Source organism: Rhizobium sp. BK176 (assembly GCF_024808055.1).
This window is the reverse complement of record NZ_JANUBV010000005.1, coordinates 132,014-149,730: the sequence shown is the minus strand read 5'-3', so window position 1 is coordinate 149,730 and position 17,717 is coordinate 132,014. Positions and strand designations below refer to the sequence as shown.

General features: G+C 61.2%; 15 protein-coding genes. 8 read left to right on the top strand and 7 right to left on the bottom strand.

Translation table 11 applies throughout. The annotated features are described in order from the left end of the window. Positions 1–32: 32 nt before the first annotated feature. Positions 33–761 carry an ROK family protein gene (locus FHT76_RS17965; protein ID WP_183861774.1) on the top strand — a complete coding sequence of 243 codons (729 nt, stop codon included), beginning with the start codon at positions 33–35 and terminating at the stop codon, positions 759–761. A 43-nt stretch (positions 762–804) separates the two neighbouring features. On the opposite strand, the gene FHT76_RS17960 is transcribed toward FHT76_RS17965, so the two are convergent. Then, complete coding sequence (locus FHT76_RS17960) at positions 805–1,761, bottom strand: GlxA family transcriptional regulator (RefSeq protein ID WP_183861775.1); 957 nt, start codon at positions 1,759–1,761, stop codon at positions 805–807. 93 nt (positions 1,762–1,854) lie between these two features. Here FHT76_RS17960 and FHT76_RS17955 point away from each other — a divergent pair, with 93 nt between their 5' ends. The 7 genes from FHT76_RS17955 (at position 1,855) to FHT76_RS17925 (ending at position 10,466) form a co-directional block, all read left to right on the top strand. After that, positions 1,855–2,748, top strand: coding sequence for a 3-keto-5-aminohexanoate cleavage protein (locus FHT76_RS17955; protein ID WP_259185754.1), 894 nt, complete (start codon positions 1,855–1,857; stop codon positions 2,746–2,748). A 209-nt stretch (positions 2,749–2,957) separates the two neighbouring features. Then, positions 2,958–4,511: an ABC transporter substrate-binding protein gene (locus FHT76_RS17950; protein ID WP_183861779.1), complete on the top strand. Its 1,554-nt coding sequence runs from the start codon at positions 2,958–2,960 to the stop codon at positions 4,509–4,511. 70 nt (positions 4,512–4,581) lie between these two features. Beyond that, positions 4,582–6,087: a carnitine 3-dehydrogenase gene (locus FHT76_RS17945; protein ID WP_183861781.1), complete on the top strand. Its 1,506-nt coding sequence runs from the start codon at positions 4,582–4,584 to the stop codon at positions 6,085–6,087. A gap of 11 nt (positions 6,088–6,098) precedes the next feature. Then, positions 6,099–7,055 (top strand): ABC transporter permease, encoded by a 957-nt coding sequence (locus FHT76_RS17940; protein ID WP_183755463.1) that lies wholly within the window; start codon positions 6,099–6,101, stop codon positions 7,053–7,055. A gap of 13 nt (positions 7,056–7,068) precedes the next feature. Continuing rightward, positions 7,069–7,902, top strand: a complete 834-nt coding sequence (locus FHT76_RS17935; RefSeq protein ID WP_183861783.1) for an ABC transporter permease — start codon at positions 7,069–7,071, stop codon at positions 7,900–7,902. A gap of 3 nt (positions 7,903–7,905) precedes the next feature. Next, positions 7,906–9,531, top strand: a complete 1,626-nt coding sequence (locus FHT76_RS17930) for an ABC transporter ATP-binding protein (protein ID WP_183861785.1) — start codon at positions 7,906–7,908, stop codon at positions 9,529–9,531. Beyond that, positions 9,528–10,466 (top strand): alpha/beta hydrolase, encoded by a 939-nt coding sequence (locus tag FHT76_RS17925; RefSeq protein WP_183861787.1) that lies wholly within the window; start codon positions 9,528–9,530, stop codon positions 10,464–10,466. Before FHT76_RS17930 ends, FHT76_RS17925 begins: the two co-directional genes overlap by 4 nt. 30 nt (positions 10,467–10,496) lie before the next feature. Here FHT76_RS17925 and FHT76_RS17920 read toward each other — a convergent pair whose 3' ends face one another. The 6 genes from FHT76_RS17920 to FHT76_RS17895 form a co-directional block, all read right to left on the bottom strand. Further along, positions 10,497–11,720, bottom strand: a complete 1,224-nt coding sequence (locus tag FHT76_RS17920) for a cyanate transporter (protein ID WP_183861789.1) — start codon at positions 11,718–11,720, stop codon at positions 10,497–10,499. 27 nt (positions 11,721–11,747) lie between these two features. Beyond that, positions 11,748–12,467 (bottom strand): aspartate/glutamate racemase family protein, encoded by a 720-nt coding sequence (locus FHT76_RS17915; RefSeq protein ID WP_183861791.1) that lies wholly within the window; start codon positions 12,465–12,467, stop codon positions 11,748–11,750. Positions 12,468–12,538: 71 nt separating this feature from the next. Then, positions 12,539–13,981 (bottom strand): amidohydrolase family protein, encoded by a 1,443-nt coding sequence (locus tag FHT76_RS17910; RefSeq protein WP_183861793.1) that lies wholly within the window; start codon positions 13,979–13,981, stop codon positions 12,539–12,541. Between the two features lie 12 nt (positions 13,982–13,993). Then, positions 13,994–15,718 (bottom strand): ABC transporter ATP-binding protein, encoded by a 1,725-nt coding sequence (locus tag FHT76_RS17905; RefSeq protein ID WP_183861795.1) that lies wholly within the window; start codon positions 15,716–15,718, stop codon positions 13,994–13,996. Further along, on the bottom strand, positions 15,718–16,617 hold the full coding sequence (locus FHT76_RS17900; protein WP_183861797.1) for an ABC transporter permease: 900 nt from the start codon (positions 16,615–16,617) through the stop codon (positions 15,718–15,720). The genes FHT76_RS17905 and FHT76_RS17900 overlap by 1 nt, the downstream gene beginning before the upstream one ends. Continuing rightward, positions 16,617–17,582 (bottom strand): ABC transporter permease, encoded by a 966-nt coding sequence (locus FHT76_RS17895; RefSeq protein WP_183861799.1) that lies wholly within the window; start codon positions 17,580–17,582, stop codon positions 16,617–16,619. Before FHT76_RS17895 ends, FHT76_RS17900 begins: the two co-directional genes overlap by 1 nt. Between the last annotated feature and the right edge of the window lie 135 nt (positions 17,583–17,717).

Here is a 17,717-nt window from a genome sequence, read left to right as displayed (position 1 = left end):
GAGAGCATAGGCCGGCAGAGGAGCGCAAAGATATGGCAGACACCGTCAACACATCTGCAGCCGAACGGAAGCGCGAGCACGCCAAAGCGCCGGCCGGCCGCACTGTGCTTGCCGTCGATATCGGCGGATCGCACGTGAAAGCCGAACTCAGCAGCGGCAGCGAGCGACGCGCGGTCGATTCCGGTGATCAGATGACCGCGACCAAGATGGTAGGTGCGCTACGCGATCTTACCCACGACTGGCACTACGACGTTGTCACGATGGGTTACCCCGGTCCCGTCGCCGCCAATCGTGCCGCGGCCGATCCCTTCAACCTCGGGCCGGGATGGAAGGATTTCGATTTCGAAGCCGCCCTCGGCCGGCCGGTCCGAATGGTCAACGACGCTTTGATGCAGGCAATCGGCAGCTATGAAAACGGCCGGATGCTCTTCCTTGGCTTGGGCACCGGCTTGGGCTCAGCCATCATCGCCGAGAATGTCTGCATGCCCCTGGAACTGGCGCACATGCCCTACCGCAAGGCGACCTTCGAAGACTATGTTGGCGAGCGAGGACTGAAGCGTCGAGGCAAGAGCAAGTGGCGGAAATCGGTCGTTGATGTCGTTGATTGCCTAAGCGCGGCGCTGCTGCCTGACTACATCGTCATCGGCGGCGGCAATGTCGATCGGCTCAAGGAACTGCCGCCGAAGTGCCGGCGCGGCAACAACGACAACGCCTTCCGTGGCGGCTTCCGGGTTTGGCTGGATGACAGCCTGCGAATTTGAGCCAGGGGCTTCGAGCGACCGGGCGAGCAAGGCCTCTCGCCGCTCAATTGGGTGGCGCGCCTCGCCGGTTGCGCCGCGTCTCCCGCAGTGTCGATCCGAAGTGACCACTGAAGGCCCTGGAGAGCGATGCAGCCGAGGCAAAGCCGCTACGCGCGGCGATCTCGTGCGCGGCGAGCGACGTTTCCTCGGCAAGGCTGCGTGCGACGTCGAGCCGGATGCTTTGATAGTAGTGGCCGGGGGCCATCCCGAACTCTCGCTGAAAGAGCCGGGCCAGCGTACGCGGAGACGTCGCGGTCGCATCCGAGATCGCGTCGAGGCTGAGCGGGCTTTCGACATGCGCGCGCATGCAGGCGACGGCTTTTAGAAGCTGCGGAACGCGCGTTGCCAAGGAAAGGCTGCGCGCCCCCCGCTCCTCAGGAGCCCGCAATCGGGCATCGTAAACGAACATGTTGGAAACATCGAAGGCGAGCGCTCCACCGCCATGATCACCAATTAGCTTGAGCATGAGATCGACCACTGTTGTGGCGCCGCCGGCGGTGATCCGGTTTCGGTCGATGACGAACCGGTCCGACGTCACCTCAACATCAAGATGGATCTCGGCGAATTGCGAAAGATCCTGCCAGTGTATCGTCGCTCGGTAACCGCTCAGAAGACCTGCCTGCGCGAGCAGCCAGGCGCCGCAGTCGAGCCCACCAACGATGCCGATAGACCTGCTCAGACGCTGCAGCCGCTTCAAGATCGAGCTCTGCGCGTGTTCGCGTGCGCCGTAGCCCGCAACGATGAACAGGATGTCGAGATCAAGGGCGGTCTCGATCTCGCCGTCACACCGCATGAGGAGACCGCTCGAGCTGCGGACATCCATTCCCTCGGACGACAGCAACCGCCACGCAAACGTATTAGGGCCCGCATAGTCGCGGGCCGCGCGCAGCGGCTCGATCGCGCTGGCCAACACCATATTGGAAAAACCGTCGAAGATCAGAAAGCCACAGCTCAAACCCATTCTGTCAATTCCTGCAAACTCTTTGGCAGTTTATGCCAATAAGCGCAGGGCGGCAATTCGTATAGTGGCCTCATCGAGTTAGGAGGCCGCACCGTGAATTGGGACGTATTCATTACCTGCGCAGTCACCGGTTCAGGCGGCACCGTCAGCAAGAGCGACAGGGTCCCGGTAACTCCCAAGCAAATTGCCGAGGCTAGCATCGAGGCCGCAAAGGCTGGTGCGGCTGTCGCTCACATTCACGTGCGCAACCCTGAAACGGGTGCGCCTTCGCGGGATCCCGCTCTCTACCGCGAAGTCGTCGCGCGGGTGCGGGATTGCGGAGTCGACGTCGTCCTCAACCTGACAGCCGGCATGGGCGGCGATCTGGTACTCGGTTCCGCGGAACAGCCGCTGCCATTCAATCCGAAGCAAACGGATATGGTCGGCGCGACCGAGCGGCTTATCCATGTCGAGGAACTGTTGCCGGAAATTTGCACGCTGGACTGCGGCACGATGAACTTTGCCGAGGCCGATTATGTGATGACCAATACGCCAGGCATGCTGCGGGCAATGGCAGCCCGCATCCAAGCGGCTGGCGTCAAACCGGAAATCGAGGTCTTCGACACCGGCCATCTCGTGCTTGCGAAGCAGCTGGTCAAGGAAGGGCTGATCGACGATCCAGTGATGATCCAGCTCTGCATGGGCATCCCTTACGGCGCGCCTGACGATCCCGGCACGCTGATGGCCTTGGTCAACAATGTTCCGGCGGGCTGGACCTACTCGGCATTTTCCATCGGCCGAAATCAATTGCCCTACGTTGCGATGGCGGCACTCGCGGGTGGAAATGTCAGAGTCGGCTTGGAGGACAATCTCTTTCTTTCAAAGGGTGTCCTAGCCTCCAACGGTCAGCTGGTGGAGCGTGCCGTTTCGATCCTTTCGGCAATGAACGTTAACGTTCTGAGACCCCAGGATGTGCGAGAGAAATTGAAACTGAAGAAGCGTTGGTAGGAATGAGGCAGGACCGATCGATTTGACTGAAGCGGGCAGGACAGCGGAGAATTTTGGCTGCGGCTTACGGTGCCGCCGGCCGGAACTCGGCTATGCGATTGCCTTGCCGCGACCTGTATCCCCTTTCCATCTGCTTCGATCCAGACAAGGAGGTGCGTGACCAGCAGCCTGTCAATCGATGAATGAGAAAGCAAAAAAGGGGAACAACAATGTCTCAGAATTCCATGACCAGAAGAGGCCTGCTGCAGGCGACTGCAGCGGCGGCGCTCATATCCGCAATGCCCTCGCGCTCCCATGCTCAATCGTCGCCGAAACGCGGCGGGACGCTCCGCATCGGCCATTCCGGCGGCGCCACCTCCGACTCCATCGATCCGGCGACCTATGCAGCCGGCCCCGTCGTGACGGCCATGCTGGGCGGTGTCTGTAACAACCTCGCCGAAGTCGATGCCGACGGTAAGATCGTACCGGAACTTGCCGAAAGCATTGACCCCAGTCCCGATGCCAAGGTGTGGACGTTCAAGCTTCGCAAGGGCGTCACGTTTTCCAACGGCAAGCCGTTGACACCCGAGGACGTCATCGCTTCCTTCAATCATCACCGCGCCAAGGATTCGACCTCCGGCGCGAAGGCGATCCTTTCGGAGGTCGTCGATATCCGCAAGGACGGCGAGGCCGTTGTCTTCGAACTGAAATCCGGCAATGCCGACTTCCCGTTCCTGACGGCCGAGTATCAATTCGTCATCATGCCGGCCAATAGCGACGGTACGCTGGACTGGAAGTCCGGCATCGGTACGGGCGGCTACACGCTGGAATCGCACGAGCCCGGTGTGCGCATCAAGCTGAAGCGCCGGTCAGACTACTGGAAGACCGATCACGCCTGGTTCGACGAGGTCGAGTTGCTGACGATCAACGACGCAACCGCCCGCCAGAATGCCCTGCTGACGGACCAGGTCGACGTCATCAACAGCGTCGAGATCAAGACGTTGCCGCTGCTGCAGCGGAAGGCCGGCATTACCATTGAAGAGGTGACGGGCACCGCCCACTACCTCTGGCCCATGTGGTGCGATAGCGAGCCGTTCAAGGACGTGAACGTGCGCCTGGCGCTGAAATACGCCGTCAATCGCGAAGAGCTGCTACAGAAGATCCTGCGCGGCCACGGTCACCTCGGCAACGACAGCCCGATCGCGCCAGCCAACCGCTTCTACGCCGCCGATCTGCCGCAACGAGCCTACGACCCTGACAAGGCCAAGTTCCACCTCAAGAAGGCTGGCCACGATACGTTGAAGATCGAGCTTTCGGCAGCAAACGCCGCCTTCGCCGGCGCCTTGGACGCCGCGACACTGTTCCAGGCGAGTGCCGCAAAATGCGGCATCGACATCAACGTCAAGCGCGAGCCTGACGATGGTTATTGGTCGAACGTGTGGCTGAAGAAGCCATTCGTCACCGGCTATTGGAACGGCAGGCCGACCGAAGATTCGATGTTCTCGCTGGTCTATGCAAAGGGCGCGGACTGGAATGAAAGCCATTGGTCCAATGACCGCTTCAACCAGCTTCTTCTCGAGGCGCGCTCCAGCCTCGACGAAAACAAGCGCCGCGAGATGTATCACGAGATGCAGCAACTCGTCAGCGATGACGGCGGCGCGATCATTCCGATGTTCAGCAACTATATCGATGCCCGCAACGACAAGGTTGCGCATGGAAAGCTGGCGTCGAACCGCTTCTTCGACGGCTGGAAGCTGATCGACCGCTGGTGGAGCGCCGCTTAAGGCTCTTCATTGATTGTCGGCGCCGTCCGGAGGGCGGCGCCTGCTCCATCTCAAATCTGGCAAGGTGAACATGACTGGCACGGTGAAATCCGCCGCAGCGATCGGTGGCGGCGTCATAGGCGGCGGCTGGATCGCTCGATTTCTGCTCAACGGCTACGATGTCAAGGTCTTCGACCCGCATCCGCAGGCCGAACGCTTGGTGGGAGAAGTTCTCGCCAATGCCGAACGCGCTTATCGCAAGCTGACCCTCGCTCCCATGGCGCCGAAGGGCCACTTGAGCTTCGTGTCATCCATCGAAGAAGCAGTTCGCGATGCCGATTATGTGCAGGAGAGTGTGCCGGAGCGGCTCGATCTGAAACGCAAGGTCTATGCTGAAATCGAGAAGCACGCCAAAGAAAATACGTTGATCGGGTCGTCCACCTCGGGATTCAAGCCGACGGAGCTCATCGAGGGCTTCGCGACGCCGGAGCGCTTATTCGTCGCCCATCCTTTCAATCCTGTCTATCTGCTTCCGGTGGTCGAAGTGGTACCGGGCCAAACATCGCCGGACAATCTCGATCGTGCCAAGTCCTTCCTCACCGCCATCGGCATGAAACCGCTCGTCGTCCGCAAGGAGATCGACGCCCATATCGCCGACCGGCTTCTGGAAGCGGTGTGGCGCGAAGGACTGTGGCTGATCCATGACGGCGTCGCGACGACTGAGGAAATCGATGACGTCATCCGCTTTGGTTTCGGGCTTCGGTGGGCGCAGATGGGCCTGTTCGAGACGTACCGCATCGCGGGTGGTGAGGCCGGCATGCGCCATTTCATGAGCCAGTTCGGCCCGGCGCTGAAATGGCCCTGGACGAAGCTTATGGACGTCCCCGATCTGACCGACGAACTGATCGATATCATCGCCGCGCAGTCGGATGCCCAATCCGGCAAGCACAGCATCCGCGAACTCGAGCGCATCCGCGACGACAATCTCGTCGCCATCATGCAGGCATTGAAGGGCAACGACTGGGGCGCTGGCGCCCTCCTCAAGGAATACGAGTCCGCGCTCTATGCCAAAGCACACAGCCACGCGCGTCAGTCAACGGTCGATCCGGAAAAGCCTTTGGCGCTGCACGCCGATCGCGTTCGGGAGGATTGGGTGGATTACAACGGCCACATGACCGAAAGCCGCTATCTGCAGGTCTTCGGGGACGCAACCGATGCCTTCCTGCACTTTATCGGCATGAACAAGCATTATCTGGCCAGCGGCCGTTCGCTCTACACGGTCGAGACGCACATCAGGCACCTGCGCGAGGTGAAGATGGGAGCTCCGCTGCGTGTGGAAACGCTGTTGCTCGGTTTCGACCAAAAGAGAGTAAGAATCGTGCACGAACTCTACGGTGGACCCCAGGACGAACTCCTGGCGACGGGCGAGCATATGCTGCTGCACGTCGACACCGCAAAGTCGGCTGCTTCGCCGATCGACCTCGCACTATCGATCAAATTGGGAGAGGTGTGGAAACACCATCGGCATCTGGAGGCTCCGGCCTATGCAGGCAAGCCGGTGCGTGAAATCATGATGGAATCCGCCGCCGCCAGCTAAGGGATATCGCAATGGGGCCCATACCGAAGCTGATACTCAAGAGGTTTTCGACCGGTCTGCTGACGCTCTTCCTGGTATCGATCATCATTTTCTTCGCGATCGAACTTCTTCCGGGCGATGCCGCTCAGCAGCTGCTCGGCCAGAGCGCAACGCCAGAAACGCTTGCGGCCCTGCGCGAACAGCTCGGATTGAACCAGCCAGTGGTCATGCGCTATGTGCACTGGCTAGGCGGCGTCGCCACCGGCGACTTTGGCATGTCTCTTGCCAACAACCGCCCGGTGGGGGAACTGATCGCCGGGCGGCTTGGCAACACGCTGTTTCTCGCCGCCTATGCTGCAGCACTTGCCATTCCCCTGTCACTGACGTTGGGACTTCTGGCCGCCCTCTGGCGCAACAGCCTGTTCGACCGCCTCTCGAGCCTCCTGACGTTGACCTCGATCTCCTTTCCGGAGTTCTTCGTCGCCTATATCCTCATCCTGTTTCTGGCTGTGCGAACGAGCCTATTCCCATCGCTCGCCACCGTGGACGCCACGACCTCGCTCATTGAGCGGCTTTACATCTGTTTCCTGCCGGCCATTACCCTCACCCTTGTCATCGCCGCACACATGATGCGGATGACACGAGCGTCGATCATTAACCTGCTCGCCAGCCCCTATATCGAGACTGCGCGGCTGAAAGGACAATCGCGCTTCAAGGTGATAAGCCGTCACGCCCTGCCCAACGCGCTCGCCCCGATCGTCACGGTCGTTACGCTCAACCTCGCCTATCTCGTAACGGGCGTTTTGGTGGTCGAGGTCGTCTTTGTCTATCCGGGCCTCGGACAATTGCTCGTCGATTCCGCTGCCAAACGCGATCTCGCGGTCGTTCAGGGCTGCTGTCTGATCTTCGCTGCGATCTACATTTTCCTCAACATGTTTGCGGACATCATCGCGATCGCGACCAATCCGCGCTTGCTGCATCCGCGATGAGGAGAGAGCACGCATGACTGCCATTGTAAAATCGCTCCGCCTCTCGACCGTCCCATGGTCGGCGCGTCTCGGCCTTCTTATCATCGCCTTCTACATCGTCGTCGCGGTCTTTGCGCCGTGGCTTGCTCCCTACGGCGAAGCTGAAGTTGCCGGCGGCGAGTTTGAACCATGGAGTTCCATGTTTGTGCTCGGAACCGACGGCCTGGGGCGCGATATGCTCTCCCGGCTGATCTTCGGTGCCCGCAATACGATCGGCGTGGCTTTCGTGACCACCGTCCTTGCCTTCCTGATCGGCGGCGCAGGCGGAATGCTGGCCGCGACTCTGGGAGGCTGGACGGATGAGGTGTTGTCGCGCATCGTCGATGTGATCATGGCGATACCGCGGGTGATCTTTGCGTTGTTGTTGCTGACCATTTTCGGCACCGGAATGGTCAATCTGATATTCATCATCGCCATTCTCGACTCGACCAGCGTCTTTCGTCTGACACGTGCCGTTTCGATGAACGTGGTCGTCATGGAATTCGTCGAAGCGGCGAATCTGCGAGGCGAGAGCCTATGGTGGATCATCCGTCGTGAGATTTTGCCCAACATCCTTCCGCCGCTTATCTCGGAATTCGGCCTGCGTTTCTGCTTCGTCTTCCTGAGCATTTCTGCCCTGTCCTTCCTCGGACTCGGGTTGCAGCCACCGACTGCGGACTGGGGCAGCATGGTCAAGGAAACGGCCTCCCTGATCAGCTTCGGCGACATCACGCCGCTGTTGCCGGCCGGGGCCATCGCGCTGCTCACAGTCGGGGTCAACTTTGTCGTCGATTGGATGCTGCATCGCTCCAGCGGCTTGAAGGACTAGACGATGGGCAACGCAAAACCGCTTTTGGAAATTCGCGGCCTGAAGATGGAAGCACAGATCGACGGTGCATGGACCGAGATCGTCCATGGTGTCGATATCGATCTGAGGCGAGGCGAAGTGCTGGGCCTGATTGGCGAATCCGGCGCCGGTAAGTCGACGATCGGACTTGCGGCCATGGGCTATGCCCGCAACGGCTGTCGTATCAGCGCCGGCTCGGTCTGTTTCGATGGAGAGGAACTCGTCGGCCGCAGCGAAGCTTTTCTGCGCAAGCTTCGGGGCCGGCGCATCGCCTATGTTGCGCAGTCGGCGGCAGCGAGCTTCAACCCGGCGCATCGCCTCATCGATCAATATGCCGAAGCGCCGGTGACACATGGCCTTCTGACCAGGCATGATGCGGAACGGCAGGCCGTCGACCTCTATCGCCGCATGCGTTTGCCCGAACCCGACATCATCGGCTGGCGCTACCCGCATCAGGTTTCCGGTGGCCAGTTGCAGCGCGCCATGACCGCGATGGCGATGGCCTGCAAGCCTGATCTCATCATCTTCGACGAGCCCACAACGGCGCTCGACGTGACCACGCAGATCGAAGTGTTGGCCGCGATCCGCGATGCAGTCCGCCAGTTCGGTACGGCTGCGATTTATATCACCCACGATCTGGCCGTTGTGGCGCAAATGGCGGATCGAATTAAAGTGCTTTTGCACGGACGCGAGGTGGAAGACCAATCCACACGCGACATGCTCACGGAGCCGAAGGAAGCCTATACCAAGAGCCTGTGGTCAGTCCGCTCGATGGAGGCGGAAGATAAACCTTCGCCGGCAATCGACGTCCAGCCGTTGTTGAAGATCGACTCCGTCACAGCATCCTACGGCAGATTGAAGGTACTGCAGGATGTTAGCCTCGAACTCCATCGCGGTCGCACGCTTGCACTCGTTGGCGAATCCGGATCAGGCAAATCCACCACTGCTCGCGTCGTGGCTGGCCTTCTGGAGCCTAACAGCGGCCAGGTGTTGCTGGACGGGCAACCTCTTCCCCCGAGCTTCAAGCAACGCAGCCGGGATATGTTGCGGCAAATCCAGATCATCTATCAGAACGCCGACACCGCGCTCAATCCGCGCCAACGGGTCCGTGATATCATCGGCCGGCCGATCGAATTCTATCTCGGCCTCACGGGCGCCGCGCGCAACCACAAGGTCGATGAGCTGATGCACCGGATGGAGCTCGACCCCGCCAAGTTCGCGGATCGCCTTCCGTCAGAGCTATCAGGAGGGCAGAAGCAGCGCATCGGCATTGCGCGCTCCTTGGCGGCCGAACCCAAGATCATCATCTGCGATGAAGTGACGTCGGCACTGGATCAGCTCGTCGCCGAAGGCATACTGCGGCTGTTGAGAGAGATCCAGGAAGTGACCGGCGTCTCCTACCTGTTCATCACTCACGATCTGGCGGCGGTTCGCGCCATTTCGCACGACTGCGCCGTCATGCAAGGCGGACGGGTTGTCGAACAGGGGAAGGTCAGGGATGTGCTGCAACGGCCGGCGCAAACCTACACAAAGACCTTGCTGGCCTCGGTGCCGGACATGGATCCGGATTGGCTGACCCGCCGCCTGGAAGCAGGAGCATCTCCGAAATGATCGACGACCCTGAAATCCTGGCCTTCATCGCCAAGACGGAAGCATCCTATCCCGCGGATTCGAATGTCGCTTCGGCCGCGGACAACCGCCGCCATTATGATGCGATGTGTGCTGTCTTTCGCCAGCCTCGTCCCACGGATATCAGCGTCATCGACACTGCCGTCAATCATGTCCCGGTGCGGCACTACATACCGGCTCATGCCAGCGATGGCCGGCCTTCAATTCTCTATTGTCATGGCGGCGGATTCGTCGTCGGTTCCCTGGAAAGCCACGACGACGTTTGTGCCGAAATCGCAAGCAGCACCGGCATGCATCTGACCGCCGTCGACTACCGTCTTGCGCCGGAGCACCGCTATCCCGCTCCGATCGATGACGTTGAAACGGTCTGGCGTCATCTTGCGGTGAAAACGCCGCGACTGATTACGGTCGGCGACAGCGCCGGCGCCAATCTCTGCGCGGCGCTCGCCCTGCGCATGCGGCGCCTCACCGGCCCGATGCCGATAGCGCAGCTCTTGATCTATCCCGGCCTCGGAGGAGACCACTCCTGGCCGTCCTACATAGAGAACGCGGAAGCACCCTTGCTGCGCACTTCCGATCTCGCCGGCTATCGCGTCGCCTATTCCGGCTCCGAGCAGCCATCGGATCAGGAGTTGGAGGAAGTATCGCCTCTCAAGGCCAAGGACTTCTCGGGCCTGCCCCCAACACGGGTATTCACCGCTGATGTCGATCCGCTGCGCGACGACGGGAAGGTCTATGTCGAGCGCCTGATAGCCGCAGGCGTCGATGCCGATTGGCGCAACCACGAGCAACTCGTGCACGGCTATTTGCGCGGCCGCATCATGAGCCGCCGAATTCGCGTTGCATTCGAGGAAATCTGCCGCGCGCTACAAGAGATGGCAAAGAACGTTTCCCTCACGCCCGACTTTGCCGGTTAGGCGAGGCTCGTTGCGAGCACACCTTCGGTCCTATGCCGAGCCAATGCTGGCATGGGCCGGAAAAGTCAGGCCGATGGCGTCCTCGTAGCTCCGGGGACTGAAGCGTACGTAGAGAGCAAATACGACCACGAGGCACGCCAGGTGCATGATCCACCCGCTGGCAAAGCTGCCGGTCATGCCGTGGAGGAAGGATGTGGCAAAGGGTCCAAGCGATGCAATCAGAAAGCCACCTCCTTGCATCAGGGAGACGAGAACGCCGGCCTGCTCCGGCCGTGGCAGATGATCCAGCGCCGTGACAATGGCAAGGGAGAAACTTCCCCCGAGCCCAGCGCCGCAAATCGCCACCCACAGGACCGGCAGCATTCCCGAAAGAAATGCCAGCCCCGCAAAACCGATGGCCTGCATCAGAAGGGTCACCAGCAACCAGCCGCGGCGATCGATGCTGCGGCGCGCCAGGTTGGGCAGAAGAAGGGCTGAGACGGCCTGGCTGACCGCCATGATCGCGACCAGATTGCCGCTCTCAGCGTTCGACCAGCCGTGCGCTTGATAGTAGGGCGCGAGCCAAGCGACCATCGACGAATAACCGCTGTTTACCAGACCAAACGCGATCATCAATGTCCAGGTGCGCGGACGGCGCAGCAACAGACCTGTCAGATCCTTGTCGGGTTTGGACGCCTTGGAGTCCGACAGCACAAGGAATGCCACACAAAATGCGATCGCAGCGGGTACCGCCAGCCAGGCAAGCGCGGTCCGCCAATCGTATCCATTGTTGACGAGGGCCGGCGTCAGCCGCGCACCGACCGCGCCACCGCCCATGAGCATACCCGAATAGAGGCCGGTGACAGCAGGCACGCTGCCCGGGAATTTTGCCTTGATGATGCCGGGGAACGCTGCCTGAATGAATGCCACCCCGACGCCGCAGAGCGCCGCCGTCAGGATGAACGAAAGGCCCCCGGGTGCGACGAGCCTCAGCAGAGAGCCTACCGTCAACAACGCGAGGGCGGCAAGGATGCCGCGGCGTGTGCCGATCGCAGCTTGGATGCCAGGCGCCACGAATGCGCCGACGCCCATCAGCAACATCGGCAACAAGGTCAGCATCGCAAGCATGCTGTAGCCCATTGCCGTGTCGGCCACGATATTCGCAACGACCGGCGCCGGCGCGGTGAGGAATGGCCGCAGGTTCACTGCAATCAACATGACAAGGAGTAGCATCGGCCAATGCCGATCGCCGGCAGCCTGGGTGACCTTCAGCATTTGATGTTCCAATATTGCAAAGACGCTTTACCTCGGGCCGACATCGTGACTGCAATGTGGGGTAGCGCCGTGTGGAGTCGCTCGCGGCTGCAATTCAAGGCTTGTCAGCAGCTCCGCGAGTCGGACCGCCGCGGATACGCCTTCTACCACCGGGACCGAATGACGGTCGGATAGTTGCTGCGCCATGTCGGCCATACCGGCACATCCCAGAACGATCGCACCGGAGCGGTCCACGCGAAGCGCATCACGGATCCCCTCGCCTATGGTCGAGAGTGCCGCACTCGGATCCGCCTCCAGTCCCAGTACCGGAATGCCGCACGCCCGTACTGTCCCAACCGATGCAAGGCCGTAGCGAACGAGGTTGTCTTCAAGCACAGGGATCGAGACCGGCAGCGTCGTGATGATGGTGAAGCGCCTGGAAATCATCGCGGCGATCCGCGCGGCAGCCTCGCCGATGCCAATGACCGGCTTGCGGGTGAGCATGCGCGCGGCATCAAGGCCGGTGTCGTCAAAACAGGCGATGATATAGGCATCCATCGCGCCGCTGCGTTCGGCCCGTTCAATGCAATCGAGAAGGCCGGGGACAGCCCTCGCCCCATCGACGGCGCCTTCGATGGAAGCCGGGCCCCGATCGTTCTGCATAGCAATGATTTCAGTCGTCTTATGCGCGGCCCTCAAGGCCGCAGCGCCGATTGCGGTCGTCATGGACGATGTCGAGTTGGGATTGATAATGCCGATGCGTGTCATGAGAGAATTCCTGATGTCGCTCAAGCCAGAAACTGCCGTCGCCAACCCGTCGAACGGACTGCCGAGGCGCCCTATTCGATGAGGCTAGTATCGCGGCTGTGGCGCCAGAACATGTCAGGTGTCACCAAGAGATCCCGCAGCCCCAACCGGTCGATCAACATCTCTGTCTCGCGCTGCGCGGCATCGAGAACAGCATCCTGGTCAATGCCTACGGGGTTGCGGTCGCGGAGCAGCACGCGACCGCCAACCAGAACGGTGTGGACATCGTTGCCGTTGGCAAAATAGGTCACCCGGAACTCCGGCATGTTCGCCGGATAGAGGTGTGGGCGCCGCAGATCGACGAGAATGATATCCGCCTTCTTGCCGGGCTCCAGCGATCCGATCTCATGGTCGAGACCAAGAACGCGTGCCGCATCGATCGTGCACATTTCCAGGACCTTGCCCGGCGGTAGCCAGCTCGGATCGTGGAAATGGGTCCGATGGTAATGCATGCATTGCTGCATGTGCCGGAACATGTCCGCAGAACGATCAGGCGCCGTCGCATCGGAGCCTATTGCAACGACGACACCGGCATCGAGAAGCTCGGGAACCGGACAGCGCGCCAGGATAGAAGCAACCGCGCTTGGATTGTGAACGATGCGCGTCTCTGTCTCTGCGCAGATTGCGATTTCGCCGTCATCAACTCCTGTGGCGTGAGAGAGAAGCGTGCGCGGCCCGAGAATCCCGATCTCGCGTGCGATGCGAACGCTGCCTCTGGTATGACCGTCCTGGGTGAAGAGCAAACCGCGCTCGTCGGCCAGGCGCTTGACCTTGCGCGATTGCGCGATCGCATCCTCGGCGCCGCGAGCATCGAGGTGTTCCTGATGCAGCGTTGGCGTCAGCAGCGCGACATGCAGACGATCCTCGTGAGTGCGATGCCAGCGATCAACGAGGGTTTGGCACGTTGAAAGCTGCTGTTCGAACGAGACAGCATGGTCGAAGCGAACGGAGTCTTCCCAGCGCGCATAAGTCAGAGGTTGCGGCGGCCTTGTCGTGCCGACGGCAACGACCGAGCGCGTGCCGACGCCAAGCACGCCCTCCATATGGGCGTCGCCATAGACCGGCTCATCGGTGCGCATGACAGAATCGCCGCCGCCGAGCAAAGAAACGCCCGTCGTCACACCGAAGCGCAAGCGCTCCAAGGCCGCAAGCTGCGCCTCGGCAAACCAGAATTCCGGCGTCGAACCGACCGTGTAGGCGCCCTGGCATGCGCGATACCAGAGGTCGCTTCGCCCGCCGCCCATCGTCTTGATGAGGCCATGCCCGGCATGCGCATGGCTGTCGACCAGCCCGGGCATGATTGCCATACCACCGGCATCGATCGTTTCCCGCGCCGGATGATCCCTTGCAACCTCCTCCGAGGGGCCGACAGCGACGATGCGGTCGCCCTCGATGGCCACGGCCCCATCGGGAATGATCCGCCGCTCGTTGTCGATGGCGATCACGGCGCCGTTTCTAATCAGAATGTCTGCCATTGTTTCAAATTCTCACAGACTGGCGACGGCATTCTCTTTGGAGAGAATGCGATCAAGGGAAGGAGCCAGGCGCAAAAGTTCGCGCGTGTAGTCGTGTCGCGGTGCCGAAAACAGGGTCTCCGTATCGGCCAACTCGACGATCTCTCCCGCCTTCATCACGGCGACGCGGTCGCACATCTGGCGGATCACCGCCAGATCGTGACTGATGAACAGCATAGAGAGGCCGGCGAGATCACGCAGATCCTTGAGGAGATTGAGGATCTGCGCCTGGACCGAGACGTCGAGTGCCGAGGTTGGTTCGTCGCAGATCAGCATGGATGGCAACGGCCCCAACGCTCTTGCGATGGCTATGCGTTGCCGCTGGCCTCCCGAAAAGGCATGCGAGAACCGGGCACCGGCGTCTCCCGGCAAACCGACCGCTTGCAGCAGAGTCTTCGCGTCAAGGCGCGCTTCCTCCGCCGTCGAGGCGAGCTTGTAGAACAGGATCGGCTCAGCGATGGCCGCATTGATCCGCAGCCGCGGATTGAGCGCCGAGTACGGATCCTGAAACACCATCTGCAGCGACTGGCGAACCGACTTGTCACGGCGCGCGCCAAGCTCGGTGCCCTGGAACTCGATCTTGCCCGAGGTTTGCGTGACGAGCCCGGCGATCGTGTTCGCGACGGTGGTCTTGCCACAGCCGGATTCGCCAACGAGGCCAAATATCTCGCCCCGGCGAACATCGAATGAGACGTCCTTGACCGCACGGAAGACGGACGACTTGCTGCCAGGCATAAAGGAACGGCTGCCATATTCGACGCACAGGTTACGAACGTCGAGAACGACGTCTGTCTGCTTGGCGCCGCCGCGGCTTGTGCTCTTCGTGCGGACCGCCTCGCGGGCCTGGAGCGTGGTTTCGGTCTCCTCGCTCGGAACCGGCAGACGCTTCAGCCGCGTGTCGATCGGCGGTACGGCCGATATCAGCGTGCGAGCATAGGGTGCCTTCGGCGATGTGAGCACATCGCGCGCTGGTCCGCTTTCGATGATATGGCCGTTCTGCATGATCGTGACGCGATCGGCGATCTCTGCAACCACGCCCATATTGTGCGTGACCAGCAGAATACCCACCCGACGCACGTCGGCGAGATCGCGGATCAGCCTAAGGATTTGAGCCTGCACAGAGACATCGAGCGCCGTCGTCGGCTCGTCGGCAACGATCAGTTGCGGATCGCAGGCGAGCGCCGTGGCGATGACCACACGCTGCCGCTGGCCACCCGACAGCTGATGCGGATAGCTGCCGAGCCGGCGCTCCGGCTCCGGAATGCCAACGGCCTTCATGAGGCCGAGGGCCTTGGCGCGTGCCTCTCGCCGGCCGATTTTCAGATGTGTCAGCATGCCCTCGCACAGCTGGCTCTCGACCGTGAAGAGCGGGTTGAGGCTCGTCATCGGATCCTGGAAGATCGCGCCGACATCGCGGCCGGGAATGATGCCCGCGGTACGACCGGTACGAACATCGATCGGCTTGCCGGCGATGGCGATCGAGCCGGATGCGATCCTGCCGGGAGCCTGCAGGAGGCCCATCAGCGCGTTGCCGACGGTCGTCTTGCCGGCGCCGGATTCACCGACCAAGGCGTGAATTTCGCCGGGCTCGATCGTCAGATTGACGTCGTTGACGGCTGCGAGGGTCTCACCGTTGGCGAGCGGATATTCGACCCGCAGGTTCCTGATCTCCAGGACAGGTTGCGTAGCGTTTCTCATCAGCGTGCCATCAGTTTGGGATTGAAGCGATCTCGCAGGTAGTCACCGATGATGTTGACTGCCAGAACGAGAATTACGAGGACAGTGGCCGGCATCACGGCGATCCACCACAGGCCGGAAAACAGGAACTGGTTGCCGATGCGGATCAGCGTGCCGAGCGACGGATAGGTCGGCGGCATGCCGGCGCCGAGAAACGACAATGTCGCCTCCGTCAGGATCGCGCCGGCGAGATTGATCGTCGCAATGACCATCACCGAGCTCATCACGTTGGGCAGGATATGGCGCAGCATGATACGGCGTGGCGGCAGGCCGATGACCTTGGCAGCGCGGACATAGTCCCTCGATATCTCGACCATGCTGGAGGCGCGCACTGTGCGGGCATATTGAACCCACTCGTTGATCGCGATCGCGACGATCAGGATGAGCGGCGCCCAGGTCAGAACGGTATCTGCGTCCAGCTGTGCGCGTGCGATACCGCTGATCAGAAGCGCCACCAGGATCGTCGGGAAGCTGACGAGAATATCGGCGATGCGCATTACGATGCCGTCGACCAGGCCGCCGAAGAAGCCTGCGATGAGGCCGAGCGCGACGCCGACGGCAGCAGCGAACAACACCGCCCCGATACCAATGAGGATCGAGATCCGCAGGCCGAAGAGGATGACGGAAACCAGGTCGCGGCCCTGGTTGTCAGTACCGAGCAAGAAGCGAGGGTCGCCGCCCTCCATGAAGATCGGGGGGATTTCCATGTCCATCAGCGAGTAGGACGAGACATCGCGGGGATCCATTGGCGCGATCATCGGCGCGAAGATCACAAGCACCAGCATGATCGCCAGAACGAGGCAGGCAATCATCACGGAAACCGGCGGGAGCCTATGCAGTAGACGAGCTTGCGTGGCCATTATCGTGTCCTCAAGCGGGGGTCGATGAAGGTGTAGAGAATGTCGACGATCATGTTGATCAGCACGAACAGGAAGCCGACAAACAGCAGGTAGGCCGAAAGAACGGGAATGTCCGGATAGCCAACGGCATTAGTGAACAACAGGCCCATGCCGGGCCACTGGAACACCGTTTCCGTGACGATCGCGAAGGCGATGAGCTGGCCGATCTGCAGGCCAGTCACTGTGACGACAGGCATCAGCGCGTTGCGCAGCGCCAGACGCCCATAGATGTAAGAGCGCGGTAGTCCGCGCGCGAAGGCGAAACGAATGTAGTCCGACGAGAGCACGTCGATCATCTCGGAGCGGACGAGACGCATGATCAGGGTCAACTGGAACAGGGCGAGCGTGATCGACGGCAGGATCAGGGACTTCAAGCCGGAGATCGTCAGGAAGCCGGTTTGCCAGAAGCCGAGATCGACGAGATCGCCGCGCCCCGATGAGGGCAGCCAGCGCAGATTGACCGCGAAGATGAGAATGAGCAGCAACCCGGTGACGAAGGTCGGCATGGAAATGCCCACAAGCGTCAGCGATTGGGTCAGCCGCGACCAGAAGCCGTTCGGCTTCAGCGCACAGACGACACCGAGGGGGATGCCGACCGCAAGCGACATGACGGTGGCGACAAGCACGAGTTCCAGCGTCGCCGGAAGCCTGCTCAGCAGCAGGACGCCAACCGGTTGTTGGTAGCGGAAGCTCGTGCCGAAGTCACCTTGCAGCACCCGACCGACAAACTCGATGAATTGCACGACGAGCGGCTTGTCGAGGCCGAGGGTGGCGCGAAGCGCGTCCTTCTCGGCCTGGGTTGCGCCTTCCCGAACCATCGCGGCGACAGGATCGCCGACGAACCGGAACATGATGAAAGCAATGGCCGTGACGGCCACCATCACCAGAATGGCCTGAAGCAGCCTTACCGATAGAATCCTGAACATCAGAAAGTACCTTGCAGGAGCGCGCTCGGCCGATCGGCTAAACTGCGCTGCTTTGCGTATTCCGTTCCCTCGTCCGAACGCGGAACGGATCGAACCGGCCTGACGAACGCCATCGTGCGTCGTCCCATTGGATAG